20 protein-coding genes are annotated in these 23,838 nt (G+C 41.7%); 18 read left to right on the top strand and 2 right to left on the bottom strand.

Annotation, left to right across the window (positions count from 1 at the left end; genetic code table 11):
* The first annotated feature begins 319 nt into the window (after positions 1–319).
* From gap to R2Q94_RS11115, 18 genes are all read left to right on the top strand, one after another.
* Positions 320–1,315, top strand: a complete 996-nt coding sequence (gene gap, locus R2Q94_RS11200; protein WP_316821548.1) for a type I glyceraldehyde-3-phosphate dehydrogenase — start codon at positions 320–322, stop codon at positions 1,313–1,315.
* Positions 1,308–1,736 (top strand): GNAT family N-acetyltransferase, encoded by a 429-nt coding sequence (locus R2Q94_RS11195; RefSeq protein WP_316821547.1) that lies wholly within the window; start codon positions 1,308–1,310, stop codon positions 1,734–1,736. The genes gap and R2Q94_RS11195 overlap by 8 nt, the downstream gene beginning before the upstream one ends.
* A 54-nt stretch (positions 1,737–1,790) precedes the next feature.
* Positions 1,791–2,984 carry a phosphoglycerate kinase gene (locus R2Q94_RS11190; RefSeq protein WP_316821546.1) on the top strand — a complete coding sequence of 398 codons (1,194 nt, stop codon included), beginning with the start codon at positions 1,791–1,793 and terminating at the stop codon, positions 2,982–2,984.
* A 204-nt stretch (positions 2,985–3,188) separates the two neighbouring features.
* The gene (gene mraZ, locus R2Q94_RS11185) at positions 3,189–3,662 is read left to right on the top strand and encodes a division/cell wall cluster transcriptional repressor MraZ (protein WP_316821545.1); all 474 of its coding nucleotides are present in this window, start codon (positions 3,189–3,191) and stop codon (positions 3,660–3,662) included.
* Positions 3,652–4,557 (top strand): 16S rRNA (cytosine(1402)-N(4))-methyltransferase RsmH, encoded by a 906-nt coding sequence (rsmH, locus tag R2Q94_RS11180; RefSeq protein ID WP_316821544.1) that lies wholly within the window; start codon positions 3,652–3,654, stop codon positions 4,555–4,557. Before mraZ ends, rsmH begins: the two co-directional genes overlap by 11 nt.
* On the top strand, positions 4,554–4,973 hold the full coding sequence (locus tag R2Q94_RS11175) for an FtsL-like putative cell division protein (protein ID WP_316821543.1): 420 nt from the start codon (positions 4,554–4,556) through the stop codon (positions 4,971–4,973). The genes rsmH and R2Q94_RS11175 overlap by 4 nt, the downstream gene beginning before the upstream one ends.
* Positions 4,963–7,065, top strand: a complete 2,103-nt coding sequence (locus R2Q94_RS11170; RefSeq protein WP_316821542.1) for a penicillin-binding protein — start codon at positions 4,963–4,965, stop codon at positions 7,063–7,065. Before R2Q94_RS11175 ends, R2Q94_RS11170 begins: the two co-directional genes overlap by 11 nt.
* A 1-nt stretch (position 7,066) precedes the next feature.
* Positions 7,067–8,524: a UDP-N-acetylmuramoyl-L-alanyl-D-glutamate--2,6-diaminopimelate ligase gene (locus R2Q94_RS11165; RefSeq protein ID WP_316821541.1), complete on the top strand. Its 1,458-nt coding sequence runs from the start codon at positions 7,067–7,069 to the stop codon at positions 8,522–8,524.
* Complete coding sequence (gene mraY, locus R2Q94_RS11160; RefSeq protein ID WP_316821540.1) at positions 8,524–9,771, top strand: phospho-N-acetylmuramoyl-pentapeptide-transferase; 1,248 nt, start codon at positions 8,524–8,526, stop codon at positions 9,769–9,771. The genes R2Q94_RS11165 and mraY overlap by 1 nt, the downstream gene beginning before the upstream one ends.
* Positions 9,771–11,114 carry a UDP-N-acetylmuramoyl-L-alanine--D-glutamate ligase gene (murD, locus tag R2Q94_RS11155; protein WP_316821539.1) on the top strand — a complete coding sequence of 448 codons (1,344 nt, stop codon included), beginning with the start codon at positions 9,771–9,773 and terminating at the stop codon, positions 11,112–11,114. Before mraY ends, murD begins: the two co-directional genes overlap by 1 nt.
* Before the next feature lie 3 nt (positions 11,115–11,117).
* Positions 11,118–12,287, top strand: coding sequence for an FtsW/RodA/SpoVE family cell cycle protein (locus R2Q94_RS11150; protein WP_316821538.1), 1,170 nt, complete (start codon positions 11,118–11,120; stop codon positions 12,285–12,287).
* Positions 12,288–12,293: 6 nt separating this feature from the next.
* The gene (gene murG / locus R2Q94_RS11145) at positions 12,294–13,421 is read left to right on the top strand and encodes an undecaprenyldiphospho-muramoylpentapeptide beta-N-acetylglucosaminyltransferase (RefSeq protein WP_316821537.1); all 1,128 of its coding nucleotides are present in this window, start codon (positions 12,294–12,296) and stop codon (positions 13,419–13,421) included.
* Positions 13,408–14,763 (top strand): UDP-N-acetylmuramate--L-alanine ligase, encoded by a 1,356-nt coding sequence (murC, locus tag R2Q94_RS11140; protein ID WP_316821536.1) that lies wholly within the window; start codon positions 13,408–13,410, stop codon positions 14,761–14,763. The genes murG and murC overlap by 14 nt, the downstream gene beginning before the upstream one ends.
* Positions 14,756–15,895, top strand: a complete 1,140-nt coding sequence (locus tag R2Q94_RS11135) for a cell division protein FtsQ (RefSeq protein WP_316821535.1) — start codon at positions 14,756–14,758, stop codon at positions 15,893–15,895. The genes murC and R2Q94_RS11135 overlap by 8 nt, the downstream gene beginning before the upstream one ends.
* Before the next feature lie 54 nt (positions 15,896–15,949).
* A complete protein-coding gene (gene ftsA, locus R2Q94_RS11130; protein ID WP_062547105.1) occupies positions 15,950–17,311 on the top strand; it encodes a cell division protein FtsA in 1,362 nt (453 codons plus the stop codon).
* Between the two features lie 129 nt (positions 17,312–17,440).
* Positions 17,441–19,075, top strand: a complete 1,635-nt coding sequence (ftsZ, locus tag R2Q94_RS11125; protein WP_316821725.1) for a cell division protein FtsZ — start codon at positions 17,441–17,443, stop codon at positions 19,073–19,075.
* Between the two features lie 177 nt (positions 19,076–19,252).
* Entirely contained in the window at positions 19,253–20,494 is a 1,242-nt protein-coding gene (locus tag R2Q94_RS11120; protein ID WP_316821534.1) for an aminotransferase class I/II-fold pyridoxal phosphate-dependent enzyme, read from the top strand.
* 183 nt (positions 20,495–20,677) lie between these two features.
* Entirely contained in the window at positions 20,678–20,860 is a 183-nt protein-coding gene (locus R2Q94_RS11115; RefSeq protein ID WP_316821533.1) for a histone H1, read from the top strand.
* Positions 20,861–20,928: 68 nt separating this feature from the next.
* On the opposite strand, the gene dapA is transcribed toward R2Q94_RS11115, so the two are convergent.
* Together dapA and ligA are read right to left on the bottom strand one after the other, a co-directional pair.
* Positions 20,929–21,810 carry a 4-hydroxy-tetrahydrodipicolinate synthase gene (gene dapA, locus R2Q94_RS11110; protein ID WP_316821532.1) on the bottom strand — a complete coding sequence of 294 codons (882 nt, stop codon included), beginning with the start codon at positions 21,808–21,810 and terminating at the stop codon, positions 20,929–20,931.
* 9 nt (positions 21,811–21,819) lie between these two features.
* Positions 21,820–23,832 (bottom strand): NAD-dependent DNA ligase LigA, encoded by a 2,013-nt coding sequence (ligA, locus tag R2Q94_RS11105; protein WP_316821531.1) that lies wholly within the window; start codon positions 23,830–23,832, stop codon positions 21,820–21,822.
* Positions 23,833–23,838 lie beyond the last annotated feature (6 nt).

The raw sequence follows: 23,838 nt of genomic DNA, 5'->3' as shown, positions 1-23,838 counted from the left end.
AGGCCTAGGAAGATTTTGACGCTCCCCTTAAAGGGAGCGCCAAAATAATCCAGCCTTGGAGTAGTACTGCCTCTTTTCCTCCCTTTAATTTACCACTCCACATCCCTCCTCAAACATGACATAATTTTTAACATTCTACTTTAAAATTCTCAGGCTTCTCCATAGAATATAGGTACTTTTGCCCCATAATTTCAAAGATCATCAGGCGGTTTCGCCGATCCTGGAATTTAAAACAGCAAGAAGGGAAAAAACTGTAAAAAGGATATTCCCGGAAGCTGTTAGCGAAATAACCAAAGAAAACAGAAAGAAATATATTTCAATGAAAATAGCAATTAATGGTTTTGGCAGAATCGGCCGTATCTTTTTACGTAGTGCGATTGAAAAAAACATCAATGTTGTGGCGATCAATGACCTCGGAGATCCTGCAACGCTGGCACATTTGTTCAAATACGATACTGTTCACCGCGGATTTAAGGGTACAGTTAGCTTTGAATCGGATGCTTTAATTGTGAATGGAAAAAAGATCATGGTGTATGCAAAGTCAAAGCCAGAAGAGCTGCCATGGGCGGAGTTGGGCATCGACCTTGTCCTGGAATCTACTGGTAAATTTACCAGCAGAGCAGGGGCGGGCCAGCACTTAAAAGCAGGTGCAAAACAAGTATTGATTTCGGCACCAGCAGCGGATAAAGACATTCCAATGGTGGTATTAGGCGTAAACGAATCAGAGATTGATTTGAAAGCTGAAATCCTTTCCAACGCTTCCTGTACCACCAATAATGTGGCACCAATGGTGAAAATTCTGGATGATAACTGGGGTGTTCTGGAGGGGTATATCACTACGGTTCATTCGATGACAGGTGATCAGAATTTACATGATGGTCCGCATAAGGATTTGAGAAGGGCGAGAGCGGCTTCGGCTTCTATCATTCCTACGAGCACTGGTGCGGCGAAAGCAATTACCAATATTTTTCCTCATCTGGATGGAAAACTGGGAGGTGCCGGGATAAGGGTTCCGGTATTGAATGGATCCTTAACGGATTTCACCTGTTTGTTAAAATCCGCGACTACGATTGAGCAAATCAATATGGCCTTTAAAAAAGCGGCAGAAAATGAATTAAAAGGACTGGTTGAATATACCGAAGACCCTATTGTTTCCGTTGATATTTTAGACAATCCACATTCCTGCATTTTTGATGCAGAGCTGACTTCCATCGTTGGGGATATGGTGAAAGTGGTGGGTTGGTATGACAATGAGTCGGGTTACTCGAATCGTTTGGTAGATCTGGTACAAAAAATTGCAGCAGCACATGATTAAGGAAATTACAGCGGCAGAAACCCTGCCTTTAAGAAGTGCAGTCCTGAGAAATGGAATGCCTTACGCGCAATGTATCTTCCCTCAGGATCAGCAGGAAGGTGTTTTTCACCTCGGTTGTTTTGAAGGGGATCAGCTGGTTACCGTGGCTACATTTTTTCCTGAAGATCGTCCTGAACTTGGTTCCGGAGGTTTTCGATTGAGAGGGATGGCTTCTGATCCTGCTTTTGCAGGAAAAGGATATGGGGCAAAGCTGATAAAATTTGCAATTGATGAACTGAGATCAGCTAATGCTGCTTATATTTGGTGCAACGCACGAACTAGTGCCGCTGCTTTTTACACGAAGCTCGGCTTTGCGTTCATTTCTGAGGAATTTGAGATTCCGGGTGTAGGTCCGCATTTTGATATGCTCAGAAAACTGTAAATGATAAAGCATCATTTGTAATTCAAAAACCAATAATTCTAAACAATAACAATAATGAGAACAATAGACCAGTGTAATTTCAAAGATAAGAAAGCTTTAATCAGGGTAGATTTTAATGTGCCTCTGGATGCAGAATTCAACATTACAGATGATAAAAGAATGCGTGCGGCATTGCCAACCATTACTAAAATTCTGAATGATGGTGGATCGGTAATTCTGATGTCTCATTTGGGCCGTCCTAAAAACGGACCTGAGGATAAATTTTCTTTGAAACACATTTTAGGTGACCTTTCCAGAATGTTAGACCTGGAAGTGAAGTTTGCAAATGATTGTATTGGAGAGGAAGCAGTAGTGAAAGCTAAAAACCTGGAACCAGGACAAGTATTGCTATTGGAAAACCTTCGTTTCTACAAAGAAGAAGAAAAAGGAGACAAAGATTTCGCAGAGAAACTGTCAAAATTAGGAAATGTATATGTGAATGATGCTTTTGGTACTGCACACCGTGCGCATGCCTCAACTGCCATCATCGCTCAATTCTTCCCGAATGATAAATACTTCGGTTATTTGATGGCTGAAGAGCTTAAAAATGCGGAAAAAGTAAACCATGGTGCAGTTAAACCTTTCACTGCCATTATGGGTGGTGCGAAAGTATCAGATAAGATCTTATTGATCGAAAGCCTGTTGGACAAAGTAGACAACCTGATCATCGGTGGTGGTATGGCTTATACTTTTGCAAAGGCACAGGGTGGTGAAATCGGTACTTCTCTTTTAGAGGAAGACAGAATGGCTTTATGCCTTGAGTTGCTGGATAAAGCGAAAGCGAAAGGTGTGAATTTATACCTTCCTTTGGATACCGTAATTGCGGATAAATTCTCAAATGAAGCAGAAAAGAAAAACGTGGATACAGGTTGTATTCCTGCGGATTGGATGGGTCTGGATATCGGTCCAAAAACCATCGCTTTATTTTCTGAAGTGATCAAAGGTTCGAAAACTTTGCTTTGGAATGGTCCGATGGGTGTTTTCGAAATGTCGAACTTCGAGCAGGGAACACGTGCAATTGCTGATGCGGTTGTGGCTGCTACTCAGGACAATAGCGCGTTTTCATTGATCGGTGGTGGTGATTCTGCTGCGGCGATCGCTAAATTCAATTTAGAGGATAAAGTGAGCTATGTTTCTACTGGTGGTGGGGCATTATTAGAGTACATGGAAGGCAAAGAATTGCCAGGTGTAAAAGCCATCAACGACTAATATTTTCGTCTGAAAAAATAGACAGGCGCTTCGCGATTTTTCGAGGCGCCTGTTTTTTTTACCACCTCATTTACTGTGTTTTCGAAGTCCTCAAGGCACAAAAAAAGTGGTACGAATTATGTTGATAATTTTTTGTGGGAGAATGTGGTGAAAAGTGGTAGAAATATCTATTTTTACACTACATTATAAAGACCACATAAAGAAATGGTTCAACTGTTAGGAGAGTTTGATTGTAAATTGGATGCGAAAGGCCGCTTGATGGTTCCTTCGTCTCTGAAAAAACAATTGCCTAATGTTGAGGTTGAGGGACTTGTGATCAACAGGGGTTTTGAGAAACACCTGGTGATTTATCCTAAAAAAGTATGGGAAGGAATAGTGGAAGAGTTGAGTAAGTTGAATCCATACGAACAAAAAAACAGAGAATTTATTCGGTATTTTACCCGCGGCGCTTCGGAATTGACACTGGATGCGGCAGGTAGAGTGAATTTACCTAAATCTTTATTGGAATCGGTAGGCATTGAAATCAATACAGAATTGGTTTTGGCTTGTCAGTTTGATAAGATTGAGGTATGGTCGAAAAAGGCTTATGATGCTTTGTTTGATGCGGAGCCGGCTGACTTTTCAAAACTTGCAGAAGAAGTAATGGGTAATAAAAATAGGAGGAGCGATGGAGAATAATTACCACATTCCTGTCATGTTGAAAGAATGTATCGAAGGTTTGAATATCAAACCCGATGGAGTATATGTGGACGTTACCTTTGGTGGTGGCGGACATTCAAGAGAAATCCTGAAGCATTTAGGAAAAGATGGAGTATTGATCAGCTTCGATCAGGATCCTGATGCACAAAGGAATAAAATTGATGACCCACGTTTCATTTTCGTAGATCAGAATTTTGCTTTCATCAAAAATAACCTGCGTTTACTGGGTTATAAAGCGGTGGATGGCATTTTAGCGGATTTAGGGGTTTCCTCACATCAGTTTGATGTTCCGGAACGTGGTTTTTCTACCAGATTTGAATCTGACCTGGATATGCGTATGGATAAACAGGGTGCTTTAACAGCTGCCGATGTATTGAATACCTATACAGAAGATCAGTTACACAAGATTTTCGGAATCTATGGTGAAGTGAAAAACGCAAAGTCGCTGGCCCGTGCCGTGGTGACTGGCCGTGTTGAACAACCCATAAAAACCCTTGCGGATTTTAAAAGAGCTGCTGCTGCACACATCCCTAAAGGGAAAGAGCACAAGTATATGGCTCAGGTTTTTCAGGCTTTGCGCATTGAGGTGAACAAAGAAATTGAAGTGCTGGAGAACTTTTTAATGCAAACTGCGGATGTGCTGAAACCAGGAGGCCGTTTGGTGGTGATGTCTTACCATTCATTGGAAGACAGACCGGTAAAAAGTTACCTGGCAAAGGGTAAATTCAGAGGCGAAGTGGAGAAGGATTTTTATGGTAATGAACAAAAACCATTTAAAATCATCACCAGAAAAGCAGTGATTGCCAATGAAGAAGAGGTAGAACGAAACAGCAGGGCAAGAAGCGCAAAGCTTAGGATTGGAGAAAGGTTATGAACAATCAATTCAGGCCAAATATAGAAGAGGAAGAACTGGAGGCTGAAGAGATTCAGATCAAGAAACCCAGAAGGAAGGAAAGGGAGCCTGAAAGTGGTAAAGCGTTCTTTAAGAAGTTATTTACCGAAGGGGTAGTAACCAAGGAAGCGGCAACAGATATGTTACCGTTTTTACTGTTTTTGTCGGTTTTGTGTATGCTCTACATCGCAAACAGTCATATGGCAGTGAAGAACATCAGAAATATTGACAAGTTAAATAAAGAAGTAAAAGAGTTGAGCTGGGAATATAAATCGCTGAAAGCAGATTTAATGTTCAAAAGCAAACTCACTGAAGTTGCAAAGAAAGTAGATACGTTAGGGATTAAAGAATTAATTGAACCCCCTAAAAAAATCGTTATAAACGCTAATGAACATTAGAGCAAACATATTATTACGTGTTTATCTGTCATTCGGACTGATTGTACTGCTTGCCGTAGCAGTATTGGTCAGACTATGTGATGTACAATTTGTAGAGGGGCATAAATGGCGCGCCATGGCCGACAGCCTCTCTACTAAGTATATCAATGTGGAAGCGGCTCGTGGAAACATTTATTCCTCAGATGGTAGCTTGCTGGCTACTTCCATTCCTGAATATGAATTGAGGATGGATTTGTTTGCTGGTGGAATTGATGATGATAAAGTATTCTACGGAAAAGTGGATTCTTTAGCCTTACAATTGTCCGCGTTTTTTAAAGATAAAAGCCCTAAAGAATATTCACGTTACCTGCGTTCTGCCAGACAGGATAGCGCTCGTTACCTTTTGATCAAGCGTAAAGTAGGCTATCAGGAATTGAAAACCATCAGAACTTTTCCTTTGTACAACATCGGGAAATACTCTGGCGGTTTAATCGCGGTACAACAAAACAAAAGAATTAAACCCTTTAAGTTTTTGGCTTCCAGAACTATTGGATACAAAAATGAAAATGTGGCCAATGGCGTAGGTTTGGAGGGTGCATATGGCAATTACATCAATGGGGAGAGTGGTAAAAGACTGGTACAACGTATTGCCGGTGGTGTATGGATGCCCGTAAATGATGAAGCAGAAGTAGCGCCTAAAGAAGGGGCAGACATCATCTCTACCATCGACATCAACATGCAGGATCTGGCACAGACTGCTTTAGAAAGACAGTTGAAACTGAGTGATGCAGATCATGGTACCGTAATTCTGATGGAAGTGAATACCGGTGAAGTGAGAGCGGTAGCGAATTACACCAGGGTATCAGAAGGTGTTTATGAAGAAAAATTCAACTATGCCATTGGTGGCAGTCAGGATCCGGGTTCTACCTTTAAACTGGCTTCTTACATGGCTTTGCTGGAAGATAAGAAAGTAGATACCAATACTTTGGTAGATACCGGAGATGGTTTTTACCGTGTTCCTGGCCATACTATTAAGGATTCACATGGTGGAATTGGGGTAGTAACGGTCATGAAGGCATTTGAGCAATCGGCAAATACAGCGATTGCTAAACTGGTAAATACCCATTACAAGGAAAATCCTTCGCAGTTTACGGATCATTTGTATGACATCCATATGAATGAGAAGCTGGGCTTACAGATTCCTGGAGAAGCAAAACCGGTGATCAAAAACCCTTCGAACAGAAGCTGGAACAAAAACCTGACCCTGGCGCAGATGGCCTATGGTTATGAGATGCAGATTACCCCATTGCAAATACTGGCATTTTACAATGCTGTAGCAAATGATGGCAAGTTCATCTCGCCGATTTTTGTGAAAGAGATCAGAAGGCTGGGAAATCCGATTGAGCAATACAATGCCAGAGTGATATCTGAGCAGATTTGTTCGGAGAAAACCGTGAAGAAATTACAGGCCATGCTGGAATCAGTAGTGACCAAAGGAACGGGTAAGCTGATGGCCTCACCATTTTATCGCGTAGCAGGAAAAACCGGAACTGCGCAGGTAGCAGATGGCAATAAAGGATACCGTGCAAAGAGAAGTTACCAGGCTTCTTTTTGTGGATACTTCCCGGCTGATAAACCCAAATATTCGATTATGGTGTCGATTAACGGGCCTAAAAATGGGTATTATGGTGCAACAGTAGCGGGGCCGGTATTTAAAGAAATAGCAGATCGTATTTACGCAAGTGATATCGATATGTACAATAATGTAAAGGACCACCTGGTAGGTAATACCAGAAATCCTGAAGCGAAATCCGGACAAAGTAAAGCCGTGAAGAAAGTATATGGTGCTTTTGGAATCAAGTCTTTATATGCCGCGAAATCAGAATATTTCAATAGCATTGATACCAATAATGGTGTGGTTTATCAGGATTATAACACCGTTAAAGGAGTGATGCCGAATGTAAATGGTATGGGATTGAAAGACGCATTATACCTATTGGGAAATGCAGGTCTGAAAACCAGAGTAACTGGAAGTGGAAAGGTGGTGAGTCAGTCGATTCCTTCCGGCAGTAAAATAGGTAGAGGATTAGGAGTGGATTTAGAATTAAGATAATATGCAATTACAAGACGTTTTATATGGAATCGCAATAACAAACCTGGTTGGATCAACCAATAGGGAGATTACTGCGCTTGTTTTTGATTCCCGTCAGGTGGTTAAAGATGCGGTGTTCTTTGCAATCAAAGGCACACTTTCAGATGGACATAAATATATAGAGAATACAATACAGGCTGGCGCTTCGGTAATCGTATGTGAGCAGATTCCTGCGGAGACCGTTCCGGGAGTAGTTTACATTCAGGTAGACAACAGTTCTGTAGCTTTAGGAGAAATGGCGGCCAATTTTTATGGCAATCCTTCTTCAAAATTAAAATTGGTAGGCATTACCGGTACCAATGGTAAAACGACAATTGCGACCATCTTATTTAAGTTGTTCCGCAGTTTAGGTTACCATGTAGGATTGATTTCTACGGTACAGAATCATATCGACGATGTAGTGATTCCGGCTACGCATACCACACCAAACCCAATAGCTTTAAATGAGTTGTTGCAAAAAATGGTGGATGCAGGTTGTGAGTATTGCTTTATGGAAGTGAGTTCTCATGCCGTTGTTCAGCACCGTATTGAAGGATTAGACTTTGTTGGTGGTGTGTTCTCGAACATCAGTCACGATCATTTAGACTTCCATAAAACCTTTGACAATTACATCAAAGCGAAAAAAGCGTTTTTTGATGGATTGCCGGCTGGTGCTTTTGCATTGACCAATCTGGATGATAGAAATGGAATGGTGATGTTGCAGAATACCAGGGCCACTAAAATGACCTATGCCTTAAAGCAACTGGCTGATTTTAAAGCGAAAGTTGTAGAGAATAGTTTCAATGGTTTACACCTGGAAATTGATCAGGCAGATGTGTTCTTTAAACTGGTAGGTTCTTTCAATGCCTATAACCTGCTTGCTGTTTATGGTACGGCGGTTTTATTGGGAGAAGATAAACTGGAGGTGTTGACGGCTTTGAGCAACCTGACTGGTGCGGAAGGCAGGTTCGACTATGTAACTTCCAATAACCAGATCATCGGGATTGTAGATTATGCGCATACTCCTGATGCGGTTCAGAATGTATTGAGTACGATCGCTGACATTAGAAAAGGTACAGAACAGGTGATTACGATCATTGGTTGTGGTGGCGACAGGGATAAAACCAAACGCCCGATTATGGCTCAGGTAGCTTGCGATTGGAGTGATAAGGTGATCCTGACTTCCGACAATCCGAGATCAGAGAATCCTCAAACGATAGTAGAAGAAATGGAAAAGGGGGTCTCGCCCACAAATAAAAGGAAAACGTTGAGCATAGTAGATAGAAGAGAAGCGATTAAAACGGCTTGCCATCTGGCAAAACCAGGAGATATCATCCTGCTTGCTGGTAAAGGACATGAAAAGTACCAGGAAATCAATGGCGTAAGGTATCATTTCGATGATAAGGAAATATTAATGGAACAATTAAACCTGATCAGCTAATGTTATATTATTTATTTGAATATTTAAACGCAAATTATGATTTCCCAGGATTGAGGTTGTTTCAATACATCACTTTCCGTACTTCATTAGCGATCATTATTTCTTTAATCATTACCACTGTTTTTGGTCGTAGCATCATCAACTATCTGCAGAAAATGCAGGTGGGAGAAACGGTGAGAAACCTGGGCCTGGAAGGACAAATGCAAAAAGCAGGTACCCCAACTATGGGTGGAATCATGATCCTTCTGGGGATTCTGGTGCCTACACTTTTATTGGCTAACCTTTCCAATATTTATGTATTACTGATGATCATCACTACCGTATGGATGGGGGTGATCGGCTTTGTAGATGATTATATCAAGGTTTTCAGAAAGAACAAAGAAGGTTTAGCAGGTCGGTTTAAAATTGTAGGTCAGGTTGGTTTGGCTTTGATCATTGGCTGGACGATGTATTTCAATCCTAACATTGTGGTGCGTCAGACCGTAGATGAATCAGGGATTACGAACAAGACTGCACCTATGGTATTGAGACAAAAAGGCGAGAGTTTTTACTATACCCAGGATGTGAAGTCGACTTTAACGAACGTTCCTTTCTATAAAAATAATGAGTTTGATTATGCCAAAGTCCTGAAGTTTTTAGGAGATGGCTATGAAAAATATTCGGTGTTTGTATTCTTGTTTTTCGTGGTGATTATTGTAACTGCGGTATCCAATGGGGCAAATATCACGGATGGAATAGATGGACTTGCCACAGGAACTTCCGCGATTATCGGGATTACCTTAGGTTTGCTGGCATATGTATCGGGTAATACCGTAATTGCCGATTACCTGAACATCATGTATATCCCGAATTCAGGTGAGCTGATGATCTTTGCTGGTGCCTTTGTGGGTGCTTGTGTGGGCTTCTTATGGTACAATTCTTACCCTGCACAGGTGTTTATGGGAGATACCGGAAGTCTGGCTATAGGTGGTATTATCGCCGCTTTTGCCATCATGATCCGTAAAGAATTATTGATCCCTGTTTTATGTGGGGTATTCCTGATCGAAAACCTGTCGGTTATTATTCAGGTGAGTTATTTTAAGTATACAAAAAAGCGATTTGGAGAAGGAAAAAGGGTATTTTTGATGTCTCCTTTGCACCACCACTATCAGAAAAAAGGATACCATGAAGCTAAAATCGTAACAAGATTCTGGATCATTGGAATTTTATTGGCCATCATTACGATCATTACCTTAAAACTTCGATAATGGAAAAGCAAAGGATAGTCGTTTTAGGAGCCGGTGAGAGCGGTGTAGGTGCAGCAATGTTAGCGCAGAAGCAAGGATTTGATGTTTTTGTCTCCGATCTTGCTGCGATTCCAACACAGTATAAAGAGCGTTTGGAAGAGCTGAATATCGCCTTCGAAGAAAAACAGCATACGGCTGAATTGATTTTGAATGCGACAGAGGTGATAAAGAGCCCTGGAATTCCGGAGAAGGCAGCAATGGTTAAAGCACTGAAAGCTAAAGGCATTTCGGTGATCTCTGAAATTGAATTTGCAAAAAGGTATACCCAGGCGAAAACGATCTGTATCACAGGGTCAAATGGTAAAACAACGACTTCCTTGTTGACTTACCACATTTTGAAAAATGCGGGCTTGAACGTTGGGCTGGCAGGAAATATTGGAAACAGCTTTGCGGCTTTAGTGGCAACAGCTGACTTTGATTATTATGTATTGGAGATTTCCAGCTTTATGTTGGACGATATGTATGAGTTCAAAGCTGATATCTCCATTTTATTGAACATTACGCCGGATCATTTGGATCGGTACGACTATAAACTGAGTAATTATGCAGCCTCAAAACTGCGGATCACTCAAAATCAGCAGAGTGATGATGTTTTCATTTATTGTGCTGATGATGACGAGACTTTGAAAGCAATGAAGTCGGTCAAAATCAATTCAGGCATGCATGCATTTTCTATCCGTAAGGAGATTGAAAATGGCGCTTACCTGGAGGGCAATAACATACACATCAACATTAACTTAAAAGAGGAATTAACCATGTCGATCACAGAATTAGCCTTGCAAGGCAAGCATAATGTTTATAATTCTATGGCTGCGGGCATAGTTGCGAAAATATTGGATATTAAAAATTCCGTGATTCGTGAAAGCATGAGTGATTTTAAAAATGTGGAACACCGTTTAGAACACGTCGCTAAAATCTCCGGTGTGGAGTACATCAACGATTCTAAAGCCACAAATGTGAACTCTACCTGGTATGCACTGGAAAGTGTAAATCCTGGGGTAATCCTGATTATGGGTGGCGTGGATAAAGGCAATGACTACAGCATGCTGAAAGACCTGGTTCGTGAGAAAGTAAGGGCGATTGTATGTTTAGGAAAAGACAATAAAAGAATCCACGAAGCTTTTGAAGATGATGTGGAAGTGATCGTCAATACGTTCTCTGCAAATGAAGCGGTTCAGGTGGCTTACCATCTGGCCAATAAAGGAAATACGGTACTGTTATCACCGGCCTGCGCAAGTTTTGACCTTTTTAAAAATTACGAAGACCGTGGCAATCAGTTCAAAATGGCTGTGAAAGAACTATAAGTTATGATCGCAATTAATCAGATATTAGACAAGACAAAAGGAGATCGCTGGATATGGCTGATCATCATCCTGTTGTCGCTGATCTCTATACTTACCGTGTATAGTGCAACGGGAACGTATGCCTATAAAGTGAATAAAACCGTTGAAAAGGTTTTATTGACGAAGCACCTGATTTTCGTGATCATGGGTATAGGCATGATTTATATTGCGCATTTACTGGACTATAAATATTATGCGGGGATTTCTAAGGTATTGATGATCATTACCATCCCATTGTTGTTCTATACAGCGGTGTTTGGTGCGAACATCAATGATGCTTCCCGCTGGGTAAAGATTCCCGTGATTGGCCTGACTTTCCAGACTTCCGATTTGGCGAAACTGGCCCTGATTACTTTTTTGGCGAGAATGCTGACCAAGAAACAGGAGAATATTAAAGATGTAAAGGAAGCTTTCGTCCCGATTATGGGTTCCGTTTGTGTGGTTTTTGCATTGATTGCCTGGGCGAATTTATCAACGGCAATTATGTTGTTTGGCGTAAGTATTTTATTGCTGATCATAGGCAGGATCTCCATCAAACAGATTTCCATTGTTTGTGCAGGTGGTGCGGTGTTGTTGTTGTTCATCGTGTTTTTAGGTCCAAGGGCCGGAACCTACAAATCCAGGGTAAACTCATTTTTACATCCGGAGAAACAGAATTCGGATAAAACTTATCAGGCCGATCAGTCTAAAATTGCATTGGCAACTGGTGGTGTTTTTGGAAAAGGTCCCGGAAACAGCACACAAAGAAACTTTTTACCACACCCGTATTCGGATTTTATCTTCGCGATTATCGTAGAAGAATATGGTTTATTAGGAGCAATGACGGTGATTGTGCTATACCTGGTACTGCTCTACCGATGTGTCCGGATTGTCACGCAGAGTCCCAAGGCCTTCGGTGCTTTACTGGCTGCGGGATTGAGCTTTAGCTTAACGATTCAGGCTTTTGCGAACATGGCCGTAGCCGTAGGTTTAGGTCCCGTTACCGGGGTTCCTTTGCCATTGGTGAGTATGGGGGGTACTTCCATGATTTTTACCAGTATCGCTTTTGGGATCATCCTGAGTGTGAGCAGGGATGTGGAAGAGAAAAACAGCAATAAAAAAGTAGTCGTAGGTGAGATCCCTGCAATAGATTAAAAGAAGATGAAGAGAGCAACGAGAGTAATTATTTCAGGTGGCGGTACTGGCGGACATATATTTCCTGCCATATCGATAGCGAATGCTTTAAAACGCATGGAGCCGGGCTGTGAGATTTTATTTGTCGGCGCAACAGGCAGAATGGAAATGGAAAAAGTTCCAGCTGCCGGATATAAGATCATAGGTTTAAACATCAGCGGTATACAAAGAGGCTCGATCGTTAAAAATTTAAGTTTGCCATTTAAAATGCTAGGAAGCATGCGTAAAGCCTTGCAGTTAATTGCTGATTTTAAACCTGATGTAGTCGTAGGTGTAGGTGGTTATGCCTCCGGACCAATTCTATTTGCTGCATCATTAAAAAATATTCCTTACCTGATTCAGGAGCAAAATTCCTATGCAGGGGTAACCAATAAATGGTTAGGGAAAAAAGCTTCGAAAGTATGTGTGGCTTTTGATGAGATGGATCAGTTTTTCCCTGCGCAAAATATCCTGAAAACAGGTAATCCCGTAAGGAAAGATGTGGTAGACATCGCACATAAACACCATGCCGGAGCAGAGTTGTTGAAACTGGATCCTTTAAAGAAAACCATTCTGGTGACGGGTGGTAGCTTAGGTGCCGGGACATTAAACAAAAGTATTGAGAAGCATTTGCCAGATTTAATTGCTCAGGATGTTCAGGTGATCTGGCAGACGGGTAAATATTATTACAAAGGAATTGTGGATCGCTTAGGTCTGAATTACCATCCTAACGTGTGTATTCTGGAATTCCTGAATAAAATGGACATGGCTTATGCTGCGGCCGATCTGATCATTTCGAGAGCAGGTGCAGGTACGATTGCAGAGTTGTGTCTGATTAAAAAACCGGTGATCCTGGTGCCTTCGCCAAACGTGGCAGAAGACCACCAGACAAAAAATGCAATGGCATTGGTGAAACACCATGCCGCGCTTTTAATTGCCGATCGTTCTGCAGAGGATACATTGGTAGCTGAGGCTTTGAATTTATTAAAAGATAAGGAACGCTGTAAACTGCTTTCCGAAAATATAGGAAAAATGGCTTTGCCTGATGCGGATAACATCATCGCAGAAGAGGTGTTAAATTTAGCAGGGAAAGGAGGTCTAAGTGAAGTTAGATAAGATTAAAAGAATTTATTTTGTTGGGATCGGTGGAATCGGTATGAGTGCGCTTGCCCGTTACTTCAAAAGCAGAGGTTGCGAGGTTTGTGGATACGATAAGACCAGGACTAACCTGACAAAAGTTTTAGAAGATGAAGGGATTCAGATCTCTTATGTGGATGAAGTATTTACTTTACCTGTAGAGTTCCTGAATAAGGATGAATATACCTTAGTGGTGTATACGCCTGCCATTCCGAAGCATAGTGCCTTGATGCATTATTTCCAGGAGCAGGGCTTTGTTTTAAAGAAACGGTCGGAGGTGCTGGGGATCATTAGCGAAGGGCAGTTTTGTATTGCTGTTGCAGGTACTCATGGTAAAACGACCACTTCTTCGATCATTGCACATGTGTTGACGGATACGGGTTTTGGATGTACTGCCTTTTTGGGCGGTATTGCCAGTAACTATGACAGCAACTTTATATTGGGGACCAACCATGTAGTGGTGGTGGAAGCGGATGAGTACGACCGTTCCTTCCTGACCTTACATCCGGATCTGGCAGTGATCACTTCTATGGATGCAGATCATCTGGACATCTATGGGGATGCGAGTCACCTGGAAGAATCTTTCCGTTTGTTTGCAGGCCAATTGAAGCCTGAGGGTACCTTGTTCGTAAAGGCAGGTTTGCCTTTGGAAAATGGCCTGAGCTATAGTGCAGGATTGTCTTCCTCCATTAAAGGCGACAACATTCGCGTAGCCGGATCTAAGTTTGTTTTTGATTATCAGGACGGGGATCTGAAGATCAATGATGTGGAGTTGATGTTGCCTGGAAAACATAATGTTGAAAATGCAGTAGCGGCAATTGCAGTGGCCTTAAAGCTGGGCATTGATGCGGATAAAATAAAGGGCGCTATTGCCAGTTTTAAAGGAGTGAAGAGAAGGTTTGAATATATTGTTCAGACAGATCAGCACATTTATATTGACGATTATGCACACCATCCGGAAGAATTAAAAGCATGTTTTCATGCGGTTAGACAATTGTATCCGGAGAAGAAAATGACAGTGATTTTTCAGCCCCATTTGTTCAGTCGCACACGCGATTTTGCCGATGGCTTTGCAGAGGTGCTGAGCACGGTAGATGACCTGATTTTATTGGAGATTTATCCAGCCAGGGAATTGCCGATTGAGGGGGTAAACTCCAGATTTTTACTGGATAAAATCACTTTAAAGAATAAAGAAATTTGCGCGAAAGACCTTGTGCTGGAGCGTGTTAAAAGTAAAAATCCGGAGCTGCTGATTACCGTAGGTGCCGGAGATATTGATACCTTAATACAACCTTTAAAAACCAATTTTACTAATGTTTAAAGACATCAATTGGAAATTTGTATTCAGATGCTTTGCATGGATTTTTTGCCTGTGTGGAGTGGTTGTGCTGATGAGTTTCATCAGCATGAAGAAGGATACGGTGACCATTACGAATGTCAAAATATTAATCCCGGGAGCAGATAATTTTATCGAGCGGGAAGAGATTGATGCGGTTTTAAAGCATAGTCAGGGCACTTTAATCGGTCAGAGGTTGGAAAATGTCAACTTGCAGGCGATCGAGAAAAAGCTCATTTCCAATCCATACATTGGCCGTGCCATTGTGTACGCCGACATGGATGGGGTGATTCATATTGAAATTACGCAGCGTCAGCCTATTTTAAGGGTGATTAATGCGGGTGGACAGGACTATTACATAGACCGCGATGGTCTGAAAATGCCGGTGTCTCCAAACTTTACGGCCAACGTTTTGGTGGCTAATGGAAATATCATGGAGCGTTTTAGTGGCAGAGTAGATACTTTGATCACCAAATTGGCAGCAGATTTGTACGAGACCGCATTGTTCATCAAAAGAGATACTTTGTGGGATGCACAAATCGAGCAATTGTTCGTAGATGATAAAATGGATATTGAGTTGATCCCAAGAGTAGGTAACCAGCGCATCTTGCTGGGTTCTGCTGATTCCTTGCAGGTGAAAATGAGAAATCTTCTGGCGTTTTATAAACAAGCCATGCCGAAAGTGGGATGGGATACTTATAAAACGATCAACATCAAATATACGAACCAGGTGGTTTGCGAAAAGAACCAGCCTGACTCGCAGATTGTGAATGGGCTAAAGCGCCCTAGGGTTTCGGACAGCTCGAAAGCGACCAGAGGTCTGCTCAGTGCATCGGTGATGCAGGAGATTGCCAAGGAAATGAAGAACGATGCTGAAGATCCGGATGTCCCGGATGGAAGCGTAGAGCCACTTAAGCCTCCGACGACAAAGCCAGTTGTTAAAGCAACTGCGGTAAAGAAGCCGGAAGTGAAAAAGCCAGTTAAGGCAGCGGTAAAAGCTCCGGCTAAAAAGGCGGAGAACAAGCCAAAAGCAGCAGCGACTGCAGTTAAAAAGACAGCAACAACAGAGAAAAAAACACCTGCTAAAAAGCCTGCAAAGGCAGCAGAAAAGAAATAAGAATACAGATACCAGAAAAACAACAAGAATATAACTCAGCAAATCGATATAGTTATGGGCAAAGAAAAATCTATCGTGCAGTCTCCAATCGTCGTAGGATTGGATATTGGTACTACAAAAATTTGCGTGATCGTTGGTCGGCGCACTCAGCATAAGAAAATAGAGGTATTGGGCATTGGAAAAGCGGAATCTGCCGGGGTAACCCGTGGTGTGGTTTCCAACATCCAAAAAACAGTTCAGGGAATCGCACAGGCAGTGGAAGTTGCCAGCGGTCAATCGAATGTAGAAATCCGCGTGGTGAACGTTGGTATCGCTGGTCAGCATATCAAGAGTTTGCAGCACCGTGGCATTTTGACCAGGAGAGAGCTGAATAATGAAATTGGTAAAAAGGATATCGACAAATTAATCGATGATATGTTCAAACTGGTGATGCCCCCAGGAGAAGAAATTATTCATGTCCTGCCACAAGAATTTACTATCGATAATGAGCCTGGGGTGAAAGACCCGATCGGGATGGCAGGGGTACGTTTAGAAGCGAACTTCCACATCATCTCCGGACAGGTAACTGCAGTTAAAAACATTATGAGATGCGTAACCAATGCCGGGTTACAAACTCAGGAATTAATATTAGAGCCTCTTGCTTCTTCAGAGTCGGTGTTGAGCGACGAAGAGAAGGAAGCTGGTATTGCTTTAGTGGATATTGGTGGTGGTACAACCGATATTGCTATTTTTCATGAAGGCATCATCCGCCATACTGCAGTGATCCCGTTTGGGGGGAACAGTGTAACGGAAGATATTCGTGAAGGATGTTCTGTGATGAGAAATCAGGCTGAATTGTTGAAGACCCGTTTCGGTTCTGCCCTGGCTGAAGAGAACAAAGAAAATGAAATCATTTGTGTTCCCGGACTTCGTGGAAGAGAGCCAAAAGAGATTTCTGTAAAAAACCTAGCTTATGTGATCCAGGCCCGTATGGAAGAAATCATTGAGCATGTTTATTATGAGATTAAGTCGTCCGGATATGAGAAAAAACTAATCGGTGGTGTGGTCATCACTGGTGGGGGTGCCTTGCTGAAACACCTTTCTCAATTGGTCGAATATGTGACTGGTTTAGACTGCCGCGTAGGTTATCCAAATGAGCATTTGTCGAAATATGAAGACATGCCAAAGACGATTTATGACGATTTGAAAAGTCCGATGTATGCCACCAGTGTGGGTTTGCTGATCAAAGGAATTCAAAAAGCAGAGGAGCTGATCGAAGAAATGAAGCAACCAGGAGTGTATGTAGAGAAGCCTAAAGATCCTAAAGACAAAAATAAAAATTCTGGCGGTGGGCTCTTCGATAAGCTATTGGCAAAGGCGAAAGACTTCGTAAAGGACGATATGAACGTAAGTGACGAAGATTATATTAAATCATAAATACTTATCCACAATTAGCGATTTTTCCACATTCCAAACAGATTAATAAAAGCCCTGTTAAAAAATGGTATTATTACGTTGGTAGATGAACAGGAAAAACGAATTTTTAAACAACTGATTCATAAAGATATGCAGTTCGAAATGTTAAAAGATAAGTCATCAATCATCAAGGTAATTGGTGTTGGTGGCGGTGGTGGTAATGCGGTAAACCATATGTACCGTCAGGGAATTACTGGAGTAGACTTTATTATTTGTAATACAGATGCGCAGGCATTGGAGTTTAGTCCTATCCCTAACAAGGTACAATTGGGTGCTAGCTTAACAGAGGGAATGGGTGCAGGCTCTATCCCTGAGGTAGGAAAGAACTCTGCTATAGAGAATATAGATGACATCAAACAAATGCTGGGAAATACCACTAAGATGTTGTTTATTACTGCCGGAATGGGCGGTGGTACCGGAACAGGTGCCAGTCCGATCATTGCTAAGGCCGCAAAAGAATTGGATATATTAACTGTTGCTATTGTGACTACGCCATTTGCCTTTGAGGGTAAAAGACGTAAGATGCAGGCCAATGATGGTTTGGATGAACTGAAAAAATATGTAGACTCTTATCTGGTGATCTCGAACGACCGCTTAAGGGAAATTTTCGGTAACCTGACTTTGGGTTCTGCTTTTGCACAGGCAGATGATATCTTAACTACCGCAGCGAAGGGTATTGCAGAGATCATTACTGTACCTGGATACATCAACGTGGATTTTAAAGATGTGCGTACGGTGATGAAGGACAGTGGGGTTTCGATCATGGGTAGTTTCGCTTGTGATGGTGAGAACAGAGCATTAAATGCAGTGGAAGGCGCTTTGGCTTCTCCATTGTTAAAAGATAACGAAATTGAAGGCGCCAGATATATTTTATTAAATATCAGTTCAGGATTACGTGAAGTAACGATGGATGAGGTGACGATCATCACAGACTATATTCAGGATAAAGCGGGACTTTCTGCGGACCTGATCTGGGGTAACTGTATTGATGAGAACCTGGAGGATAAATTATCGGTAACGATTATTGCCACTGGATTCCAGACTACAGAGCAACGTGATGAAGAAAAAAAAAATGTAAGAAAAGTTTCTTTGCTTACGCCTGAGGAAGCACCGCTGGTGAAGCCGGTAGAAGCAGTGAATTCTTTTATCGCGCCAAGACCGGAAGCCTATTCAAATGAGCCGGTTATGAAAACTAAAGAAGACCTTAAGCAGTCTGATCTTTTTGGTGATTTATACGGCAACAATAAAAGAGCTTATCAGGAGCCAGATCACAATGGCATCGTCAGACATACTTTGGTGGAAGAAGAGGCTCCGGTTGCGGAAACGCAAAATGATCCTTCTTTTGAATTTGAAGTGAAGGTGGCGGAAACTGATTTCACCTTTGAAAAACCAGAAGCGGTGTTCCATAACAATGTGGAAGCTCAGCCTGAGGAAATGGCAGCACCAGGAGCTGATGATGATAAGAGTGATGACTCTATCGAAGATCAGTTGAGAAAATCCAAAGAAAGGATTTTAAGGTTAAAAGACCTGAGTATGAAACTAAGGACCAGCAATGGTTTACAGGAACTGGAAAACGAGCCTGCTTATAAACGTAAGCAAATGCAGTTGGAACAGGTTCAGCATTCTTCAGAGTCTCAGGTTTCCAGATTTACACTGAGTAATGATGAAGAAGGTTCAACAGAGATCAGACCTAATAACTCATTCTTACACGATAACGTTGATTAACCCATCGGTTTAAATATTTGAAAAAGCCTTAGCAATTTTATTGTTAAGGCTTTTTTGGCATAATAATCGTGTGGGGAGGGCTAGCGGCTTAAAGCGCAGCCAGGTAAAATTGCTATTGAAGCAGATTAACCTTAAATTTGCAAAAAATAAGATACATCACATTTAAATAAATACACATTGGATATTTTTGATAAAGTAGCAAAACGCATGGGACCGATTGGTCAGCACCAGAAATGGTCACATGGATATTTCTCTTTTCCTAAATTAGAAGGGGCTATCGCACCTCACATGAATTTTCGCGGCAAAGAGCATTTAGTTTGGAGTTTAAACAACTATTTAGGATTGGCCAATCACCCGGAAGTAAGGGCAGCGGATCAGCAGGGAGCGACAGACTTTGGTATGGCTTACCCAATGGGTGCAAGAATGATGTCAGGAAACTCTAAGTACCATGAGCAAATGGAAAAAGAGCTGGCAGAATTTGTAGGGAAAGAAGATGCGTTTCTATTGAACTTCGGTTACCAGGGAATGGTGTCTATCATCGACTGTTTAGTAGATAGAAATGACGTGATCGTTTACGATGCGGAATCTCATGCCTGCATTATTGATGGTTTACGTTTACACATGGGTAAACGCTTTGTTTACCAACACAATGATATTGAAAGCGCGCGCAAGCAATTGGAACGTGCTACCAAACTGACGGAACAAACTGGTGGTGGTATTCTTTTGATCACTGAAGGTGTATTTGGAATGTCAGGTGCTCAGGGTAAATTGAAGGAACTGATTGAACTGAAAAAAGAATTCAGCTTCCGTTTATTAATTGACGATGCACATGGTTTCGGTACGATGGGCCCAACAGGTGCGGGTACTCACGAAGAACAAGGTTGTATTGATGGCGTAGATGTGTACTTCGGTACTTTCGCAAAATCAATGGCAGGTATTGGTGCTTTCGTGGCTTCTACAGAAGAACTGACCAACTATTTCCGTTACAATATGCGTTCGCAGACTTTCGCGAAGGCTTTACCGATGCCAATGGTGATTGGTTTATTGAAAAGATTAGAGTTGTTAAAAAATAATCCGGAGTTAAGAGAGCGTCTTTGGTTGATCGCAACCAGCCTACAGAAAGGTTTAAGAGAACGTGGTTTTGATTTGGGGATTACTAATACGATGGTGACTCCTGTATTCTTAAAAGGCGAGTTACTGGAAGCTACAGCATTGACAATGGATTTACGTGAGAACTACGGTATCTTTTGCTCGATTGTAGTGTATCCGGTGATCCCTAAAGGACTTATTGAGCTTAGGTTGATCCCAACTGCTGTTCACACTATGGAGGACGTACAACGTACTTTAGACGCTTTTAGCGAGGTGTCTGAGAAATTGAAAACTGGTTATTACAAAGAGAATCAGTTCTCTATGGCTTAGTTCATTTCAAATGATTTTAAAGAAGACTGCTTTTAAAGGCAGTCTTTTTTTTGCCCTTGAAAATATAGTTTTCAAAAGCCCTTTATTTATTGTCTGAAAATCTTTTTTTATTAGAATAAACATCTTACTTTAGTAATAGAGTATCAATCAAACCATTAAAAACTAAAAAGGAGTAAATTAACGATGAAAAAATTTCAGGAAGCAAAAGAACTTGTTGCTGCTTTAGAAGCAGATGCGGACAAATTCTACAACAAAGCTAATAGCGCCGCAGGAACACGTGTTCGTAAAGGTATGCAGGATCTTAAGAACTTAGCTCAGGCGATCCGTCTGGAAGTTCAGGAAACTAAAAACAAAGAGGCTAAATAAGCTTTTTGATTCAAAAAAAAAGCGTCCAGGCAACCGGGACGCTTTTTTTATGGAATAAGGTGTAGGTATTATGCCGAAATTCTATTGGTTTCTGCAATAATGGCTTTGCGTAGGTTTTCAGTAACCTGTACCAATGGCAAACGCACATAGTCATCACATACGCCTAAATGTTTCAATGCTGCTTTTACGCCGCCAGGATTACCTTCTGCGAAGATCAGTCTGGTGAACTCAATTAAGTCCAGGTGTAAAGGTGCTGCTGTTTTGAAATCACCATTTAAGCACAATCTGATCATATCAGACAATTGTTTAGGCAAGGCATTTCCTACTACAGAAATCACCCCAACTGCACCCAATGCAATCATTGGCATGGCTACCGGATCATCGCCAGAGATCAACATAAAATCGGCAGGCTTATCGCGAAGGATTTGGTTGAACTGGTCGAAACTTCCAGAAGCCTCTTTGGTTCCAATGATATTTTTGAAATCATTGGCTAAGCGGCAGGTGGTTTCAGGGCTGACATTGCTGCCCGTACGACCTGGGACATTGTAAAGGAATAATGGTAATGCGCTTGCTTCCGCTATTGCTTTATAATGTTGGTAAATGCCTTCCTGACTTGGCTTATTATAATAAGGACTGGCTGATAAAATTGCATCATAACCATTCACTTCGAATTCTTTTATACTTTGAACAAGTTCAGCAGTATCGTTTCCGCCGATACCAGCTACCAGTGGTAAGCGGCCATTGTTAATTTCAGCAGTAAATTCCCAGATCTTCTTCTTGTCGCTCTTATTCAGTGTTGATGCTTCTCCTGTTGTACCTAATGATACCAGGTATTCTACTTTTCCTTCAACCAGGTGATTGATCAGGTTTTTAAGGCCTGGATAATCCACTGTTCCGTCTGCATTAAATGGGGTGACCAATGCCACACCCGTTCCGTGAAATTTGTTCATCTTTTTTATTTACTTCAATAACGCTAATAGGTCATCCTGTGAAATCAGGGGGACATTCAATTTATTCGCCTTTTCCAATTTGGAAGGTCCCATGTTATCACCCGCGACAAGGTAGTTGAGTTTAGCGGAAATACCGCTTAGGATCTTACCACCATTGCTTTCTATTATCTCTTTGAGTTCTTCTCTACTGTAATTGTCAAAAACTCCCGAAATTACGAATGTTTTTCCAGTTAATTTGTCACTTTGCAGTGTAATTTCTTTTTCTACCACTTCAAACTGCAGTCCGTATGACTTTAACAGCTCGATTTGCTGAATATGTTCTGGTTTTGCGAAGTATTCTATGATACTTTCTGCGATTCTTTGTCCGATTTCATCAATTGCAGTCAGCTCTTCTACAGTTGCAGTCATTAATTTATCGATATGCTTGGTGCCTACTGCCAATTTACGGGCAACGGTTTCACCCACATAACGGATTCCCAATCCGAAAAGTACTTTCTCAAAAGGCATCTGTTTCGAGTTTTCAATTCCTTTCAGCATGTTTTCAATGGAGCGTTCTCCAAAACGTTCCAGTGTTTTGAGGTCTTCGGATCTTTGGTGGAGCGTATATAGATCGCTGATGTGTGCAACTAATCCACGCTGGTAAAAGGTTTCAATGGTTTCATCACCTAATCCGTCGATATTCATGGCCTTGCGGCTAATGAAATGCTGGATTTTTCCTACGATTTGCGGCGGACAGGCTTCATCATTCGGGCAATAGAAAGCCACTTCTCCTTCTTTTCTGATCAAAGGGGTATTGCATTCCGGGCATTCGGTCAGGTAATGTATTTTCAAGGCACCTGGTTTACGTTTTTCCAGATTGACATTGATGATTTTAGGAATGATCTCTCCGCCTTTTTCTACAAATACCGTATCTCCTTCGTGTAGGTCTAATCTTTCGATTTCATTGGCATTGTGTAAGGTGGCTCTTTTTACAGTGGTACCTGCCAGTTGCACCGGTTTTAAATTGGCTACAGGGGTAACCGCACCGGTTCTTCCCACCTGGTAACTGACTTTTTCCAGAATGGTTTCTACTTCCTGTGCCTTGTATTTATAAGAGATGGCCCAGCGCGGAGATTTGGCGGTAAAGCCCAATTCCTGCTGTTGTGCATAACTGTTTACTTTGATGACAATCCCATCAATATCGTAGGAAAGTTTGAAACGTTGATCTTCCCATTTATGGATAAAGTCCAGCACACCTTCGATACTGCTGCTCAGTATGGTATGTTCGCAGACGTTAAAGCCCCATTCTTTTAAGCTTTGTAAGCTTTCCCAATGGGTTTTAAAATAGTTTTTATCGGTATTCAGTGAATACAGGAAACAGTCTAATGGTCGTCTGGCCACTTCTTTGGAATCCTGCATTTTAACGGTTCCTGCAGCAAAATTTCTAGGGTTGGCATATTGTACCTCCCCAAGCTCTTCGCGTTCTCTATTGAGGCGGTCGAAGGCTGCACGGTGCATAAATATCTCTCCCCTGATTTCAAATAGAGGGGGAACAGTTTCGTTTTTTAACTGATGGGGAATATTGTTGATGGTTTTGATATTGGTAGTGACATCATCACCTTTGGTTCCATCACCACGGGTAACTGCACGAACCAGTTTATTGTTTTCGTAGGTTAAGCTAATGGAAAGACCATCGAATTTCAGTTCGCATACATATTCAAACTGATCTCCAATTGCTTTTCTGACACGTTCGTCGAAATCGCGGAGGTCTTGTTCGTTATAGGTATTCCCTAAAGAAAGCATTGGCCAGCGGTGGTTTACCGTTTTGAAAGATTTGGTGATGTCTCCGCCAACTTTTTGGGTAGGTGAATTAGGATCAGCGAATTCCGGATGTGCTTTTTCAAGTTGTTCCAGTTCGGCTAATTTTTTATCGAACTCGTAATCTGCAATGGTAGGCATTGCCAATACATAATAATTGTAACTATGTTGGTTAAGCTCCTTAACCAAGGCTTCCATTTTGTCTTTTATCTCCATAAGTGGCATAAGACA

The organism is Pedobacter gandavensis, assembly GCF_032678465.1.
GTDB classification, from domain to species: domain Bacteria; phylum Bacteroidota; class Bacteroidia; order Sphingobacteriales; family Sphingobacteriaceae; genus Pedobacter; species Pedobacter gandavensis_B.
This window is presented reverse-complemented; position numbering and strand designations above follow the sequence as displayed.